General features: G+C 73.8%; 12 protein-coding genes. 8 read left to right on the forward strand and 4 right to left on the reverse strand.

The genetic code is table 11. The annotated features are described in order from the left end of the window. Positions 1-88 precede the first annotated feature (88 nt). The 4 genes from ACZ7DL_RS19080 to ACZ7DL_RS19095 all read left to right on the forward strand — a co-directional run bounded on the left by ACZ7DL_RS19080 (position 89) and on the right by ACZ7DL_RS19095 (position 6615). Positions 89-655 carry a CGNR zinc finger domain-containing protein gene (locus tag ACZ7DL_RS19080; RefSeq protein WP_470775323.1) on the forward strand — a complete coding sequence of 189 codons (567 nt, stop codon included), beginning with the start codon at positions 89-91 and terminating at the stop codon, positions 653-655. 262 nt (positions 656-917) lie between these two features. Next, positions 918-1343 (forward strand): LysR substrate-binding domain-containing protein, encoded by a 426-nt coding sequence (locus ACZ7DL_RS19085; protein WP_470775324.1) that lies wholly within the window; start codon positions 918-920, stop codon positions 1341-1343. A gap of 392 nt (positions 1344-1735) precedes the next feature. Next, on the forward strand, positions 1736-5584 hold the full coding sequence (locus tag ACZ7DL_RS19090) for an nSTAND1 domain-containing NTPase (protein ID WP_470775325.1): 3849 nt from the start codon (positions 1736-1738) through the stop codon (positions 5582-5584). Between the two features lie 161 nt (positions 5585-5745). After that, on the forward strand, positions 5746-6615 hold the full coding sequence (locus ACZ7DL_RS19095; protein ID WP_470775326.1) for a C40 family peptidase: 870 nt from the start codon (positions 5746-5748) through the stop codon (positions 6613-6615). 41 nt (positions 6616-6656) lie between these two features. On the opposite strand, the gene helR is transcribed toward ACZ7DL_RS19095, so the two are convergent. The 4 genes from helR to ACZ7DL_RS19115 all read right to left on the reverse strand — a co-directional run bounded on the left by helR (position 6657) and on the right by ACZ7DL_RS19115 (position 11790). Then, positions 6657-8846 (reverse strand): RNA polymerase recycling motor ATPase HelR, encoded by a 2190-nt coding sequence (gene helR / locus ACZ7DL_RS19100; RefSeq protein WP_470775397.1) that lies wholly within the window; start codon positions 8844-8846, stop codon positions 6657-6659. A 191-nt stretch (positions 8847-9037) separates the two neighbouring features. Continuing rightward, positions 9038-10270 (reverse strand): glycosyltransferase, encoded by a 1233-nt coding sequence (locus ACZ7DL_RS19105; protein ID WP_470775327.1) that lies wholly within the window; start codon positions 10268-10270, stop codon positions 9038-9040. 138 nt (positions 10271-10408) lie between these two features. After that, positions 10409-11446, reverse strand: a complete 1038-nt coding sequence (locus ACZ7DL_RS19110; RefSeq protein WP_470775328.1) for a DUF6745 domain-containing protein — start codon at positions 11444-11446, stop codon at positions 10409-10411. A gap of 17 nt (positions 11447-11463) precedes the next feature. Further along, a complete protein-coding gene (locus tag ACZ7DL_RS19115; RefSeq protein WP_470775329.1) occupies positions 11464-11790 on the reverse strand; it encodes a hypothetical protein in 327 nt (108 codons plus the stop codon). A 169-nt stretch (positions 11791-11959) separates the two neighbouring features. Between ACZ7DL_RS19115 and ACZ7DL_RS19120 the strand changes: the two genes are divergently transcribed. From ACZ7DL_RS19120 to ACZ7DL_RS19135, 4 genes are read left to right on the forward strand one after another with little or no spacing between them, the layout of a single operon-like run. Beyond that, the gene (locus ACZ7DL_RS19120; protein ID WP_470775330.1) at positions 11960-12916 is read left to right on the forward strand and encodes an STM4015 family protein; all 957 of its coding nucleotides are present in this window, start codon (positions 11960-11962) and stop codon (positions 12914-12916) included. Continuing rightward, positions 12917-14107, forward strand: coding sequence for an STM4014 family protein (locus ACZ7DL_RS19125; protein ID WP_470775331.1), 1191 nt, complete (start codon positions 12917-12919; stop codon positions 14105-14107). 46 nt (positions 14108-14153) lie between these two features. Continuing rightward, on the forward strand, positions 14154-15041 hold the full coding sequence (locus ACZ7DL_RS19130; protein WP_470775332.1) for an STM4013/SEN3800 family hydrolase: 888 nt from the start codon (positions 14154-14156) through the stop codon (positions 15039-15041). Continuing rightward, entirely contained in the window at positions 15038-16387 is a 1350-nt protein-coding gene (locus ACZ7DL_RS19135) for an STM4012 family radical SAM protein (RefSeq protein WP_470775333.1), read from the forward strand. Before ACZ7DL_RS19130 ends, ACZ7DL_RS19135 begins: the two co-directional genes overlap by 4 nt. Positions 16388-16392 lie beyond the last annotated feature (5 nt).

Consider the following 16392-nt stretch of genomic DNA (forward strand, 5'->3'; position numbering starts at 1 on the left):
CGGCCCGGCACCTTTGCGGGTGTCAAGGGCTATCGTTGACGGCATGGGCGGCGCACTCGAATCCGTTGCGGCAGAAACCGATCCCCGGATGGCCTTTCCGTTCGTAGGCGGTCGTCTCTGTCTGAACTTCGTGGCCACGCTCGGCCTGCGGTACACGGACCGCCTCGAACGGCTCCCGGACACCGCCGCCCTTGCCGGCTGGCTCGTGGAGGCCGGGCTCACCGGAGCCGTGGACGGGGTCGCCGTCACCGCCGACGAACTGGCGGCGGCTCGCGGCCTGCGCGAGGCGCTCTACCGCCTCATCGACCGTGCGCGGCGAGAGGAACCCGTGCAGCCGTCCGATGTCGCCCGCGTCAACGAGACGGCATCGAGGCCCGCACTGGCTCCAAAGCTCACCGCCGACGGCGCAGCCCTGAAGGTCCGTTGGGCGGCGGACGACCTCGTCTCCGCCGCCTTGTCGTCCGTGGCCCGCGACGGGGTGCTCCTCGTGGGCAGCCCCCTCCTGGAGCGAGTCAAGGAGTGCGAACACGCCACCTGCTCCCTGCTCTTCCTCGACGAATCCCAGTCCCGGCGCCGGCGGTGGTGTTCGATGGAGCGCTGCGGCAACCTGGTGAAAGTCGCCGGATACCGCTCGCGCAGGCACCGCGCGCCCTAGGGAGCTTCGTTTGGATCAGCCCGGGCCCGCGACGCCCGGCACGGCACCTCGCCGCGTTGTCGGACCACCCGAGTACGCCCAGTACGCGGGTGATCCTCCGCCTTGCGATGCACCGCACCATGCGCCGCGGCCTGATCCGACCTGATCCAAACGAAACCCCCTAGGGCAGCGCAGGCTCAGGATCCTGCACCACCCGGCCACCGCGGCACCGCGGCCGCAGCCGCCGAGGTTCAGTACCTGACCGCACCAGCGGGAGGCCGGAATGCCGGACACCCTCCGCTGCGAAATGACCCGGCGCACCTGCGGCGCCGCCGGATTCGTCCCCGACATCCCCGTACGCAGCGGCGACTTCTCCGTGCTGACGTCCCTGGTGGCCGCACGCGCGGGCGCGGCACTGGCTCCCCGAACGGCCGTCCCGGAAGACGCCGCAGGCATGAGGCTGCACCCGCTGGCCGCACCGGCCGGCAGAACCCCCTTCACGGCCGGCCGCTCCGGCACCGCCCGCAGACCCGGCATCCACCTCCTGAACTCCCTCCTGAAGGACGCGGCGGCCCGTTTCCCCGGACGTACCCGAGGGCCGGGTTGCCCACTGCCCCCGCCCGCGCTGGTCAGGCGCGGTTTCCCCCGGGTGGAGGCGGGAGGCGACGGGAAACCCGTCGACTGTGGTGGGTCGCGGCCGGAACGCTGATGGTGTCAACACGACCTGCGACGCCGCGGGAGAACTGCAATACGGCGGTGCGACCGCGAGCCTGTGCACGGGTTACCAGGCGCCGGCTGCGGCACCCCCATCGCCGAGGGCACGGGCGTCTACGCCGACCTGACGCCGATCAACTCCATCACTCTCAACCGGCCGTAAGGCAGCTCCGCCGTCGGCGACAAGTCCACACCCCTCGACCGGCCGTGACCCCACCAAGGCCGGGCGAGGGACCATACGGGGGCAGCTTCCGGAACCGCAACCGCGGTTCCGGAAGCTGGTTTTCGGTCACTCCGTACGCATGGCTGGGCCACCTGTCCCACCCCGGCAGTAACCTGGGCTCCCGCCGTCTCACGGCCTGGGCACACTTGCCATGGGGGACCGCCTTGGGGGAGCCGCGACAGGGTGCCGACACCGGCAACCGGAATGACAACGACGGGGAACGGCCGGTGCCGACCACACCGTCCTTCCCCGCACAGCTACGACGACTGAGGCAGCAACGCGGTCTGTCGCTCGCCGACCTGGCCAGACAGACCCACTACAGCAAGGGATATCTGAGCAAGATCGAGACCGGTGCGAAGCCGGCCACCGTCGACGTGGCCCGCCGCTGCGACCAGATCCTGCGCGCCGACGGCGAGTTGCTGCGCCTGGTGACAGCCCCGCGCCCGGCGGAACCCGGCGAGGGCAACGATGTCACCGGCGCCGCCTGTCCCTACCCGGGCCTGTCGGCCTTCACCGCGCAGGACGCCGACCGCTTCTTCGGCCGGGAACGGGCCACCGCCGGGCTCGTGGAGCGCGTCTTCGGCAGAGTCGGCAACGGGCCGCTGCTGCTCGTCGCCCCCTCCGGCGCGGGCAAGTCCTCTCTGCTCAACGCCGGTCTGATGGCCGCCCTGCGGCGGCCCGGCGGCTTTCCGATGGCCGGCGCCGACCGCTGGCCGATCGTCACCCTCACCCCGACCGCCCGCCCGCTGGACGAGCTGCTGGAACGCGTCGCCAAGACCCTGGGCGGCGATCTGGACCTCACCGCCGCCCAGCTCGTCGAGCGCCCCGAAGCCCTCCTGACGGCCGTCCGGACCCGCGCGGACACGACCCCGGCCGGGCGGCGGCCGCCACCGCCGTCCCGGCTCGTCCTGCTCGTCGACCAGTTCGAGGAGCTGTTCACCCTCTGCTCCGACGAGACCGAACGGCGCCGGTTCGCCCGCGTGCTGTGCGCGCTGGCCGCACCGGCACCGTCGCCCTCCCACGACGCCGCGGTGGTCGTCCTCGGCGTCCGCGCCGACTTCTCCGGCCGATGTCTCGACCTGCCGGAACTCGCCCCCGTGTTCGCCGACGGCCTGTACGTGCTGCCCCCGATGACCACGGCGGAGCTGTCCGAGTCCATCACCCGCCCGGCCGAACTCGCCGGGGCCATCCTCGAACCCGGGCTCGTTCCGCTGCTGTTGCGGGACGCCGGGCTGACCGGCGAGCCCGGCGCGCAGGGCGTGCCCTCCGGCGCGCTGCCCCTCGTCTCCCACGCACTGCTGGCGACCTGGCGCCACCGCGAGGCGGGCACACTGACCGTCGCCGGGTACGAGAGCACCGGCGGCATCCAGGGCGCGGTGGCACGCACCGCCGAGGACGCCTTCGCCCGACTGTATCCCGCCGAGCAGCAGACCATCCGGCGCATCCTGGCCCGGCTCGTCCAGGTCTCCGAGGGCGCCGGCGCCACCCGGCGCCGGGTCGGCCGTACCGACCTCATGACGCAGCTGGCCGACGCCGAGGGCGCCGACACCGCGCTCGACGTCTTCGTCCGCGCCCGGCTCATCACCGTCGACAGCGACGGCGTCGAGATCACGCACGAGGCGCTGCTGCACAGCTGGCCCCGGCTGCGGAACTGGATCAGCGCCGACCGGGCCGGCCTGCTTCTGCGCCAGCAACTCGCCCACGCCGCGGCCGCATGGGAACGCGAGGGCCGCGACCCGTCCGCTCTCTACCGCGGCACACGTCTGGACACCGTACGGTCCTGGGCCGGGGAAACGGACGGCCTCGGCCCGCTCGGCCCCGTCGAGGAGGCGTTCCTGCGGGCCAGCCAGGCGGAGGAGGAGGACCGGCAGCGCCTGGCACGGCGTCAGGTACGGCTGCGGCAGGCGATGGTGGCCACCCTCGTCGTCCTGCTCGGCTGTGCCCTGGCTGCCGGCGGCCTCGCCTACCGGCAGCGCACCGACGCACTCGCCGAGGAACGCCTCGCCCGCTCCCAGGCCCTCGCCGTGCGGTCCACCCTGCTGGCCGGGGGTCACCCCGAGGCGTCCATGCTGCTCGCCGCGGAGGCGTACCGCACGGAACCGACCGCCACGGCCCGCGGGGCCCTGCTGAGCACCCAGGCAGAACCCTTCGCGGCGCGGCTCGGCGGACACCGCGGACCGGTCAACGCGGTCGCCTTCGCCCCCGGCGGCCGCCTGCTGGCGACCGCCGGCTCGGACGGCACGGTCCGGCTGCGGTGGCCGACCGGCCACCGGACGGCCGAGACCCTCACCGTTCCCGGGCGGATCCGCGCCATCGCCTTCAGCCCCGACGGCCGTACCCTCGCCGTCACGTCGACCGCCGGGCCGGTACGGCTGTGGACCCCGGGCGGCTCCGCCCCCGCCACCCTCCTGCCGGCGACGGACACCCGCGCGGCCCGCGCGGTCGCCTTCGCCCCCCGCGGCCACACACTCGCCGTCGCCGCAGCCGACGGAACCGTCCAGCTCTGGAACACGGCCGGCACCCCCCGCCGGGCGGCCCGCCTCACCGGCCACTCCGGCCAGGTCGACGCGCTCGCCTTCGCTCCGGACGGCGCGACGCTCGCCTCGGCCGGCGCGGACCGGACCGTACGGCTGTGGGACCCCGGCCGGGCCGTACAGGTGGCCGTCCTGCGCGGCCACACCGACGAGGTGCTCGCCCTGGCCTTCGCCCCCGACGGCCGCGGCCTGGCCAGCGGGGGAGTGGACCGGACGGTACGGCTGTGGGACGTCGCCAGCCGCCGCACCAGGGCCACGCTCACGGGGCACAGCGACGACGTCAACGCCGTGGCCTACACCCCCGACGGCACCACCGTGGTCAGCGCCAGCGGAGACAGCACGACCAGGCTCTGGGACGTCCGCGGCGGACGGCTCGTCACCACCCTCACCGGACACACCGACTACGTGATGTCCGTGGCGGTCGACCCCACCGGCACGCTGCTCGCCACCGGCGGATTCGACCAGTCCGTCGTCCTGTGGGACCTGAACGCGCGGATACTGGCCGCACGCCCGTTCACGGAGGTCTCCGCCGTCACCTACCGCCCGGACGGCCGGCTGCTGGCCACCGCCGACGCCGACCACACGGTGCGCCTGTGGGACCCGGCCCGGCGCGGCACGCCCACGACCCTGACGGGACAGCGCGGAAGCGTCACCACCGTGGCGTTCGCACCGGACGGCCGGGCCCTCGCCTCCGCCGGCTCCGACGGCACCGTCGTGCTGTGGGACCTGGTGTCCCGCCGCCCGCGCAGCGTGCCGAACGGTCACCGCGGAGCCGTCTTCGCGGTCGCCTTCGCACCGGACGGCCGCACCCTGGCCTCCGCCGGCTCCGACGGCACCCTGCGCCTGTGGGACATCAAGGGCCGCCGCACGCTCGCCGTCCTCACCGGCCACACCGACTACGTCAACGACGTCGCCTTCGACCCCGACGGGAACACGCTCGCCAGCGCCGGTGACGATCTGACGGTGCGTCTGTGGGATGCGCGCACCCACCGTCCGCTGGCCACGCTGACCGGACACACCGGAGCGGTCCGGGGCGTCGCCTTCAGTCCCGACGGGCGCACACTCGCCAGTTGCGGCAACGACGGCACCGTACGCCTGTGGGACGTGGCACGGCACCGGCTGCTCGGCTCGCTGACCGGCCACACCGGCTCGGTGCGCGGTCTGGCGTTCTCGCCGGACGGACGGCTGCTCGCCAGCAGCGGCAACGACCGTACGGTACGGCTGTGGGACGTGCCCGGACGGCGGCTGTGGGCCACCCTCAGCGGGCACACCAACGCGGTGTGGGGCGTCGCCTTCGCGCCCGACGGGCGGACGGTGGCGAGCAGCAGCAACGACGGCACCGTCCGCCTGTGGAACCTGGACGCCCGCACCCGGCTGGCGGAGATCTGCCGCCTGGACCGCGACATGGACCCGGCGACCCGCCGCGCCCTGCTCCCCGGCGAGGCCGTCCCCGGCGCCTCCGCCTGCCCCGAGCCCTGACCAACCGCCCTGCCCGGCAGGGGTTTCCCGGATGTTTCCCCGTTGCCCGTGGAAGGAGGTCCGCGCGGCAACCGGGACCGGCCCGCCCCGGCCGGGCAGGCTGTGGAGCGCACCACCTCCCTCCCCACCGAACGACCAGATCAGGAAACGGGGGTCCCGGTATGCTCCGGCGAACCGGCGCCATCGGCACGCTCATCACCCTGCTGACAGCACTCCTCCTCACGACGCCGGCGATCGCCGCCGACCCGCCCTCCCGGTCGGCCACGGCGGCCGACGGCGGCTGCGCCGTCCTCGCCCCGGGCGCGTCCGAGGCGGCCGAACGGGCCGTCGACGCCGCCTGCGCGCAGGTCGCGGCCGGCGTCTGGTACACCTGGGGTGGCGGCCACGGCGCCCGGCCCGGCCCCACCTACGGCAAGGTGGACCCGACCGACCCGGCGAGCGAACACGACCCCGAACGCCGCGGCTTCGACTGCTCCGGCCTGGTCCGCTACGCCTACGCGCAGGCCGCCGGCGCCGACATCCTCAACGGGGACGCGAGCGCCCAGTACTACACCCACCGCGCCGCCGACCGATTCACCGCGGCAGACGGCCTCACCCCACTGCGCCCCGGCGACCTGCTCGCCTACGGAACCTCGGCGGACCTGCACCACATCGCCCTCTACCTCGGCGCGGGCAAGATGGTGGAGGCCCGGCAGTCCGGCACCAGGCTGATGGTCAGCGACGTCCGCCTCGGCGGCGACTACTTCGGAGCCGTGCGCGTCAACACCGGAACCGTCGAAGGTCCCCTCTTCCGCACCTGGGGCACCGGCGTCTGGACCAAGGCGCAGCCCTCCACCCGGGCCGCCCGCGTCTACGCCTTCCCGGGCCCGACGACCATCCGCGTCGCATGCCAGAAGCACGCCGAGGTCGTCACGGCCGAGGGCTACACCAACGACGCATGGTCCTACCTTCCCGACTACCACGCCTGGGTCACCAACATCTACATCCAGGGCCCGGCCTGGCTGGACGGCGTACCGGCCTGCGGGCCCTGAACGATCCGCCTCTCCGGAGCGGCAGTCGCTCCACGACGACCTCACGCACCTTGCGGAGCCGTGGGTGAACTCGTCAGGATCACCAGCTGCCGGGTCGCCCGGGTCATCGCGACATAGCGGTCCACCGCTCCTTCGACGCCCTCGCCGAACTCCTCCGGGTCGACCAGGACGACCAGGTCGAACTCGAGCCCCTTCGACAGCTCCGGGCTCAACGACCGGACACGGGGCCTCTCCTGGAACGCGGGACCACCGATGACGCAGGCCGTCCCCTCGTCGTGCGCGGCGAGCCAGCCGTCGAGAACCGACTCCAGACCGGCAGCGGATCCGTGGACGACGGGGACGCCGTTGCTGCGGATGGAGGTCGGCACGTTGGCGTCCGGGAGCACGGCCCGGATGACCGGCTCGGCCTCCGTCATGATCTCTTCCGGGGTACGGTAGTTGACGGTCAGCGAGGCCGGCTCGATCCGGTCGAACCCGACCCGCTCGAGCCGGTCCCGCCACGACTCCGTGAACCCGTGCCGGGCCTGGGCGCGATCCCCGACGATGGTGAAACTCCGGGACGGGCACCGCAGCAGCAGCATCTGCCACTCCGCGTCGGTCAGTTCCTGAGCCTCGTCCACGATGACGTGCGCGAACGGGCCGGCGAGCAGGTCCGGATCGACGGTGGGCACCTCCGTCTCGTCCACCAGACTGACCTGGGCGTCCGCGCCGCGGAGCATCCTCACCAGGCCCTCGCCGTCGTCACCGTCGGCACCCGAGTCGGCCACGGCATCGATCAGGTTGTCGACCACGCGTGCCATGCGCTCGCGCTGGGCGGCGATGGCGGCCGCGTGCCGCCGCTTGCGCCGTGCCTCCTCCGGGTCGCCGAGCCGCTGCCGTGCCGCGTCCAGGATCGGCAGGTCGGACACCGTCCACGCCTGGACATCCGCGCGCTGGAGCAGCCGAACCTCGTCCCGGCTGAGCCAGGGGGCGCACAACCGCAGATAGGCGGGCACCGACCACAGGTCCCCGACGAGGTCGGCCGCCTCCAGCAGCGGCCACGCCCGGTCGAAGGCCGTGCGCAGCTCCCTGTTGCGCGTCAGCGATCTGCGCAGCAGCTCGGGCGGGGCGTCGCCGTCGTACTTGTCCTCCAGGATCGTGAGCAGTTCCTCCCAGACCTGTTCCCGCGCCTCGTTGTGCGCAGTACCGGGCTCCGCCGCTTCGAACGCCACCGCCCAGTCGTCGGCGCTCAGCCGGAGGTCGGACCAGTGGGTCGTGACCGTCATCCCCTCGGTGGGCGGCTCCTCGTAGAACCTGACGGCCTTCTCGATCGCCTTCACCATGTCCGCGGACGACTTCAGGCGGGCCACGTCCGGGTCGGCCTCGGCCGGCGCTCCGGCTCCCTCGGCGACGAGGTCCCGCAGGATGCAGGTCTGCACGCCCTCCTCCCCGAGGCTGGGCAGCACATCGGCGACGTAGTCCAGGTACGGCCGGTGCGGACCGACGAACAGCACGCCGCCCCGGCGGTGCCCGAGCCGGGGGTCGGAGTGGAGGAGGTAGGCGGCGCGGTGCAGGGCGACCACGGTCTTCCCCGTGCCCGGACCGCCGTCCACGACGAGAGCGCCGCGGGATCCCGCCCGGATGATGGCGTCCTGGTCGGCCTGGATGGTGCCGAGGACGTCACGCATCCGCGGCGACCGGTTGCCGCCCAGGCTGGCGATGAAGGCGGACTGGTCGTCGAGCGCCGCGTGCCCGGCCAGCCCGTCCGGGGTGAACACCTCGTCCCAGTAGTCGCCGATCCGGCCGCCGGTCCAGCGATACCTGCGCCGGCTCGCCAGACCCATCGGGTTGGCGTGGGTGGCGCCGAAGAACGGTTCGGCGGCGGGGGAGCGCCAGTCGACCAGCAGCCGGCGACCCGTGCTGTCCGTGAGGCCGAGCCGTCCGATGTACACGGGCTCGGAGCCGTCCGCGCCGACCATGCGGCCGAGGCACACGTCCAGGCCGTAACGCCGCAGCTGGCGCAGGCGGGCGGTCAGCCGGTGGATCTCCGCGTCCCGGTCCATCGCCTGCCTCCCCAGCCCACCGGGCGCCCTGCGCTCGGCATCGAGGCGGTCGGAGACCTCGGCGATCGACTGCTCGAGGCACTCGGCGATCGCCGCGAAGTGCTGCTCGTCGTCGGCGATCAGGGCCGGGTCGGCCTTGGGGGACAGGCGGTCGGGAAGGCCGAAGACGCTGGTGGTGAGGGGGTTCAGGATGATCAGCTCCGATGTGAGGTCGCTTGTGACCAGTGTGCGTGAGAAGGCGTCCGGACGGCGTGCGGGGTCTGGCGGCCAGGGCGGGTGACGCGCCGCCGGACGTGGGCCGCACGGCCGCTGCCGGCTCGGGGCGCCGGTTCCGTGCGGGGTGTCGTGTTCCGTGGATCGGCTCGGCACTCCCGGCTGGTTCAGGCGGACACCACCGGCCTGTCCCGGCCGATCGTGTCGATCAGCCGCTGCGCGGCCACCGACGCCCCGTCGGCGCGCATCATGCCGGCAACGGATTGTGCCCGTCGGCGGGTCTCGGGGGTCAGGGCCGTGTCGAGCGCGGCCGACAGGGATGCGAAGGTCGGAGTCGGGCCGTCGTGTGCCGCGCCGATGCCGAGGTCGGCCACCCGGCCGGCCCAGTACGGCTGGTCCACGATCTGGGGGACCACCACCTGAGGCGCGCCGGCGCGGGCGGCCGTCGTCGTGGTGCCCGCGCCGCCGTGGTGTACGACGGCGGCGACCCGGCCGAACAGCGCCTGCTGGTTGACCTCGCCGACGGCGAAACAGTCGTCCCGATCGTCGATCAGACCCAGGTCCGCCCAGCCGCGCCCGACGAGCACGCGGCGGCCCCGCGCACGGACCGCCTCGATCGCCTCCCGGGCGACGTCACCCGAGCCGCGCAGGGACATGCTGCCGAAGCCCACGTACACCGGTGGTTCGCCGGCGTCCAGGAACGCCTCCACCTCGGTCGGCAGCGGGCGTCCGTCCGGCAGGATCCAGGCGCCCGTCTGCACGACGTCGCGACCCGTCAGCTCCTTCCCCGGCGCCAGGACCGGGTCCGCCGCCAGCCACGGGGCGTCGGTGAGGACGTGGTCGCGGACGTTGTCCACCGGCGGCAGGCCGATCGACGCCCGGTGGGTGTTGAGCGCCTCGCCGTACAGCGCGTTCACCTTCTCGGCGTCCAGGTCCCACAGCACCCGGTTGTCGGTCACACCCGGCGGGAACGGCGGGCCCGGCCGCGGCCCCGGAGGATAGTTCGGCGACGGCAGCACCCACGGCTGGAAGAACGCGCACACGTAGTGGATGCCCAGCTTCTCGGCCACCGAGCGCACGCCGGCCGGCATCAACCCGCTCGCCACCACCGCGTCACACCCCTCGGCCGCCGCGGCGACCGTGCCGAAGTGCTCGGCCACCAACTCGGCCGCGACCGCGGGCGCGCTCTTCGCCGGCGGCGCGGCCCCGGTCACCAGCGCACGCACCGACCGGCCGAACGGCACATGCGGCACACCGGCACCGGTCAGCAGCTCCGCGAACTCCTCGTCCGGCGGCGCGCACACTCGAACCTCCGCACCGCGTTCCCGCAACGCCACCGCGAGTCCCGCCATCGGTTCGACGTCCCCGCGCGACCCATACCCCATCAACAGCACACGCACTTCGTGAATCACCTGTTTCCGCAGCTTCTGGCCTGAGGTCGACGATTCTGCGGGACGAAGGGGGCCTTGCCGCAAGCCCCCCAGTGCGCTATAAGTTAAGAGTGGCAAGGAGTGGCTGACCTCCTTGCCTTTGTCTTTTCAGGTCTCCCGCAGCGGCGCATACACCGAGGAATCCAGTCCGAACGTCCAGGCGACCCCCTCCCGCGCCGTACGCGTCGTCGGCGGCACCCGCAGCCAGTAGGTGCGGTACGAACCGTCCGGCTCCGGTGTGGAGTTGAGCACCTCCACCATCACCACCGGCTCGTCCCCGTCGAGGTCGATCCGCCACAGCGTGCCGGTCTCGTCCGTGTGCACCGGGCGTGCCCCCGAGTCGGCGAGATAGCGGTCGTAGCCGTAGAACTCCAGCATCACCCGGCGCAGTTCGGCGTTCCCCTCGGAGCGGATGCGCTCCGGTGTGAGCGTGCGCAGCTCCTCGACGAAGGACGCCTGTACCGGCATGCCCCGCCAGGCGTGGAGGGCGAACCCGTCGGGGAAGGCGAGGGCCGGGCCGTCGCCGCGGTCGAGCCGGCCCGCCTCGTCCCGGTGCAGCGCGGACGGCCGCTCGCAGACGACGGCCACCTTCTCGAAGGGCCACCACCAGCCCGCACTCCGGCACACCTCGGCGAGCCCGTCGAGGAGACCCTCCTCGTGCCCGGGGAACGCGGCGAGCCAGGGCGCGTCGTGCTGTCCCAGGACCGCGTCGAGCAGCACCAGCCGGACCTCCGCGTCTCCGGCCAGCTCGTCCAGCACGCCCGCGCGGATCCGGTCGACCAGCGCCTGGGTGAGATTCCACAGCCGCCCTCCGGTGGCCGCCCACCGCGCCGCCCACCCCTCGGCCCCCAACTCCGCGTGCAGCCGTCGCCGTGCCTCCGCCCACGGAGCACTGCGCACCGCCTCGCGCACGCTCGGCCCCTTGTCCTCCAGGGCCCGCACCAGCATGACCCCCTCGCGCGGCGAACCCGCCCACACCACGCGCTCCGGCTCGGGCAGCCCCGCCCGGCGGTAGGCCAGCCGGACGCCGGCCTCCGCCCTGACCCGGTCGGCCGGCGCCGTCGAGGCGGCCCACGCGCGCCACTCCTGGACCACGTCCCGCTCCATCTCCCCGCGCGCCACCGCCGGCGCCTCCAGCCGCGTCATCGTCCGCTCCCTCACTCTCAGTCCGCCACGATCCGCACGGAGCCGGGCACGTACTCCCGCTGTCGGATCACCCGGTACCACCCCGCGGGCAGCGCGATCGCCGCGTGCTCCTCGTGCACGACCCGCCCGCCCTTGGGCAGATGCAGCAGCATCGGCCCGAACGGACCGGGTTCGCGCACCAGATCGCCGGGTCCCACGACGGCGTGGGCGTGCCCGGTGACCTCGCCCAGGGCCAGCACCAGCCGGCCCCGTCCGTCGCGCGGCTCCCGTGGCGCGCCCGCCACATGAGCCGGAACCGCTTCGTCGGCCACGGGCACGAGCAGGACGTCTCCCTGCCGGTACATGCTTGCTCCCCTCGCAGCGGTGCACGCCGCACCGCTCTCCTCGCAACCGACAGTAGGGGCCGCCACTGACAACGCCTCGAACCCAGCCCCGCCGCCAGGCGTTGTCAGTGCCTGTTGGTAGAACTGCGGACATCACAGCCCGCACTCGTCCCAGCTCCGGGAGCAGCCCATGACCATCGGTGAGCACCAGAACGCCTTCCACGGGCTGCCCGTGTACACGTTCCCCGGTCCGGACGCGAAGAAGGACCTGCCCGAGCCGGACGCCGTCGCCTGGCGCGTCACCACCGACGTCTACGACGCAGCCGAGGAGTGGGAGGCCGCGTTCGCCCGCTTCCTGGACGCGGTCGACACCACGCGCGTGCGCGCGCTGGTCGTCGGTGCCTGGCGCGAGGCGTACGACACCGATCCGTCCGCCGTCATCGAGGCCCTGCTGGCCGCCCGGGACCGTCTCCCGGCCCTGCGCGCGGTGTTCCTGGGCGACATGGACTCGGAGGAGTGCGAGATCTCCTGGATCAACCAGACGGACGTCACTCCGCTCCTGGCCGGCTTCCCCGAGCTGGCCGAGTTCGGCGTGCGCGGCGGAACGGGCCTGCGGTTCCCCGCCCTGCGCCACACCGGGCTCCGCACGCTGACCATGGAGGCCGGCGGGCTGCCCGCCGAGGTCGTGCGCGGCGTCGGCGCGAGCGACCTGCCCGCACTGGAGCACCTCGACCTGTGGCTGGGCACGCCCGACTACGGCGGCGACAGCGAGGCCGCCGACCTGGAGCCCATACTCTCCGGAGCCAGGCTGCCCAGCCTGCGTCATCTCGCGCTGCGCAACAGCGAGATCCAGGACGCCGTCGCCGCGGCCGTCGCGTCCGCCCCGGTGGTGGCCCGCCTGGAGGTGCTGGACCTCTCCATGGGCGTCCTCACCGACGAGGGCGCGGCGGCCCTCCTCGGCGGCCAGCCCCTCACGCACCTGAAGAAGCTCGACCTGCACTACCACTACGTCAGCGAGCCCCTCCTGGACCGCATCCGGCAGACCCTGGAGCCCGCGGACGTCGAGCTGGACCTCGACCGCGACGACGCCGACGAGGACCAGGACGACGACGGCACGGTGTGGCGTTACGTGTCCGTGGGTGAGTGAGTGACCCCGCAGCCCCCGCAGCCCCCGCACCACGCAGACTCCCGCGCACGGCCGACCGGCACCGTGCGGTTCGCCGTGGTCGGCAACCCGGAGAACCGCCGCGTGGCGCTCTTCGACCAGGCGGTGCGCGCCGCCGGCCTGCCGGCGCCGCGCGTCCTCGCCTGGGCGGACGTGCTGCGCGAGGGGGCCGACTTCGGCGCCGGCGAACTCGTCCGGCTCGACTCCCCGGGCGAGAACGCGGACGTCGACCGGCTGCTGCGCGGCGCCGGGGACCCGACCCGGGTGGAGGGCTCGGCCCGCTGGTACGCCACGTTGATGTCCGCGCTGCACGGCCTGCGCGGCGGCATCCGGCTGGACGACCCGGACGACCTCGCCGTCCTGTTCGACAAGCGCCGCTGCCACGCCGTGCTGGCCGCCGCGGGCGTGCCCGTCCCGGCCTCGCCCACCTCCGGCGCCGACGCGCCGCCGGTGCGCGGCTGGGACGACGTACGCGCCGGGATGCGGGAGCACCGGATGCCGCGGCTGTTCGTGAAGCTCGCGCACGGCTCGTCCGCGTCCGGCGTGCTCGCCGTCGAGTCGGCGGGCGGGGGCCGGATCCGCGCCACCACCTCCGTCGAACTCGCCCCGGACGGGAGCCTGTTCAACTCCCTCCGGATCCACCGCTACGACGACGAACGGCAGATCGCGGCCATCGTCGACACCTTGGCCCCCGACGGCCTGCACCTGGAACGCTGGCTGCCCAAGGCGTCCCAGCGGGGCCGTGCCGCCGACCTGCGGGTCGTCGTGGTGGCCGGCAGGGCCACCCACGCCGTCGTACGCACCAGCGCCTCCCCGCTGACCAACCTCCACCTCGGGGGCCGGCGCGGCGACCTCGACGCCGTCCGCGCCGCCGTGGAGACGGCGGGCGCCCGCTGGGCGGACGTCCTCGGCGTGTGCGAACAGGCAGCGGCCTGTTTCCCGCGCACCCTCTGCGTCGGCGTGGATCTGCTGCCGGCCGTCGGCTGGCACCGGGTGGCCGTCGGCGAGGTCAACGCCTTCGGGGACCTGCTGCCCCGGCTCACCGGCCTGCCCGGCAGCGGTGCCGAGGGCCTCGACACCTACGCGGCACAGGTCGCCGCGGCCGTCGCCCGGCACGCGCCCCCGCACCACCCGCACGAGAACAGAACGGGAACCGCTCATGCGATCGCCTGACCCGACGCCTCCGCACCTGCCCCCGGGCCCGACCGGGCAACCGGACATGAACCGGATCGTCGGGAGCCACGACATCCTGCTCGTCACCCTCGACACCCTGCGCCACGACGTGGCGGCCGAGCTGGCGGCGGCGGGTCGCATCCCGCACCTGGCGCGCCACCTGCCCGGCGGCCGCTGGGAGGAGCGGCACGCCCCGGGCAGCTTCACCTACGCCTCCCACCAGGCCATCTTCGCCGGCTTCCTGCCGACACCGGCGGTCCCCGGCCCGCACCCGCGGCTGTTCGCCGCGCGCTTCGCGGGCAGTGAGACCACCGCCGACGGCACCTACGTGTACGACACCCCCGACCTGGTCTCCGGCCTCGCCGAGGCCGGCTATCACACGGTGTGCATCGGGGGAGTGGGCTTCTTCAACAAGCAGGGTCCGCTCGGCTCGGTCCTGCCCGGGCTGTTCCACGAGTCCCACTGGGAGCCGGAGTTCGGCGTCACCTCCCCCACGTCCTTCGAGGCGCAGGTGACGCGCGCCGAGCAGGTCGTCCGTCGGCTCCCCGCCGACCAGCGCCTCTTCCTCTTCGTCAACGTGTCGGCCCTGCACCAGCCGAACTGGTTCCACCTGCCCGGCGCGACCCGCGAGGCCGGCGACACCCGCGCCACGCACGCCGCCGCACTGGAATACGTGGACCGGCACATCGGCCGCCTGTTCGCCGCCGCGAGCAGCCGGCGCCGCTGCTTCGCCATCGTCTGCTCCGACCACGGCACCGCCTACGGCGACGGCGGGTACACCGGACACCGCCTCGGCCATGCATCCGTGTGGACCGTGCCCTACGCGCACTTCTTCCTCGACCAGGACCAGGACCAGGACCAGGACCCGGACCAGGACCCGGACCCGGACCAGGACCAGGACCGGCAGATCACGCCCGCCGAGGTCGCCCGATGACCCTCGCACCCCAGCCCACCGACGCCGGCCCCTACCAGAGCTACGTCTACGCCTACCCACACAAGACGGCCTACCGCCGCCTGCCCGACCGGCCCCTGATCCGGACCCTGTGGGCGCGGGAGCCCAAGGACGCGCTCTCCCTCTACCTGCACGTGCCTTTCTGCGAGGTCCGCTGCGGCTTCTGCAACCTGTTCACCCGGATCGGTGCCCCCGACGGCCTGACCACCGCCTACCTCGACGCCCTGGAACGCCAGGCGACGACGGTCCGCGAGGCCCTCGGCGACACGGCCGGCGTCCGGTTCTCGACGGCCGCGTTCGGCGGCGGCACCCCCACCTTCCTCACCGCCGCCGAACTCCACCGCCTGTGCGACATAGCCGAGCACCGGATGGGAGCCGACCTGCGCGCCGTCCCGCTCTCCGTCGAGGCGTCGCCCGCCACGGCCACCGCCGACCGCCTCGCGGTCCTGGCCGAACGGGGCGCCACCCGGCTCAGCCTCGGCGTCCAGAGCTTCGTCGACTCCGAGGCCCGCGCCGCCGTACGCCCCCAGCGCCGCGCGGACGTGGAGGCGGCCCTCGCCCGCGTGCGGGACGCGGCCCTGCCGGTGCTGAACATCGACCTGATCTACGGCATCGACGGCCAGACGGACGCCAGCTGGCTCCACTCGCTGGACGCCGCCCTGGCCTGGCACCCCGAGGAGCTCTACCTCTACCCCCTCTACGTCCGCCCCCTCACCGGCCTCGACCGCCGCCGCACCGGCGCCGATCCCGCCTGGGACGAGCAACGGCTGCGCCTGTACCGCCTGGGCCGCGACCACCTCCTCGCGCACGGCTACGTGCAGACCTCGATGCGCATGTTCCGCCGCGCCGACGCCCCGCCACAGGGCGCGGACGACTACGCCTGCCAGACCGACGGCATGATCGGCCTCGGCTGCGGCGCCCGCTCCTATACGTCTGATCTGCACTACTCGTTCGACTACGCAGTCGACATGCACCAGATCCGCGCCATCATCGACGACTACGTGTCCCGCCCCGCCGCCGACTTCGCCCACGCCGAGTACGGCCGCCGCATGACACCGGACGAGGCACGCCGCCGCCATCTCCTCCAGTCCCTCCTCCAGGCGGAGGGCCTGGCCGTCGCCGACTACCGGACCCGTTTCGGCAGCGACCCCGCCGACGACTTCGGACCCGAGCTGAGCCGCTTCGCCGACCGCGGCTGGCTCGAGCGGGACGGCGGTGCTCAGCGGCTGCGCCTGACGGCGGAGGGCCTGGCACACTCCGACGCGATAGGGCCGGAGCTGTTCTCCCCGGCCGTACGGGCCGCGATGGCCGCGTACGAACGCAAGTAGGGCCG

The organism is Streptomyces sp. NPDC036984 (genome assembly GCF_055607665.1).

Excerpts from the sequence above, each read along its gene's own strand:
- ACZ7DL_RS19115 (WP_470775329.1), bottom strand. The coding sequence starts at position 11,790 with ATGTACCGGCAGGGAGACGTCCTGCTCGTGCCCGTGGCCGACGAAGCG.
- ACZ7DL_RS19110 (WP_470775328.1), bottom strand. The coding sequence starts at position 11,446 with ATGACGCGGCTGGAGGCGCCGGCGGTGGCGCGCGGGGAGATGGAGCGG.
- ACZ7DL_RS19085 (WP_470775324.1), top strand. The coding sequence starts at position 918 with ATGCCGGACACCCTCCGCTGCGAAATGACCCGGCGCACCTGCGGCGCC.
- ACZ7DL_RS19135 (WP_470775333.1), top strand. The coding sequence starts at position 15,038 with ATGACCCTCGCACCCCAGCCCACCGACGCCGGCCCCTACCAGAGCTAC.
- ACZ7DL_RS19095 (WP_470775326.1), top strand. The coding sequence starts at position 5,746 with ATGCTCCGGCGAACCGGCGCCATCGGCACGCTCATCACCCTGCTGACA.
- ACZ7DL_RS19120 (WP_470775330.1), top strand. The coding sequence starts at position 11,960 with ATGACCATCGGTGAGCACCAGAACGCCTTCCACGGGCTGCCCGTGTAC.
- ACZ7DL_RS19080 (WP_470775323.1), top strand. The coding sequence starts at position 89 with ATGGCCTTTCCGTTCGTAGGCGGTCGTCTCTGTCTGAACTTCGTGGCC.
- ACZ7DL_RS19130 (WP_470775332.1), top strand. The coding sequence starts at position 14,154 with ATGAACCGGATCGTCGGGAGCCACGACATCCTGCTCGTCACCCTCGAC.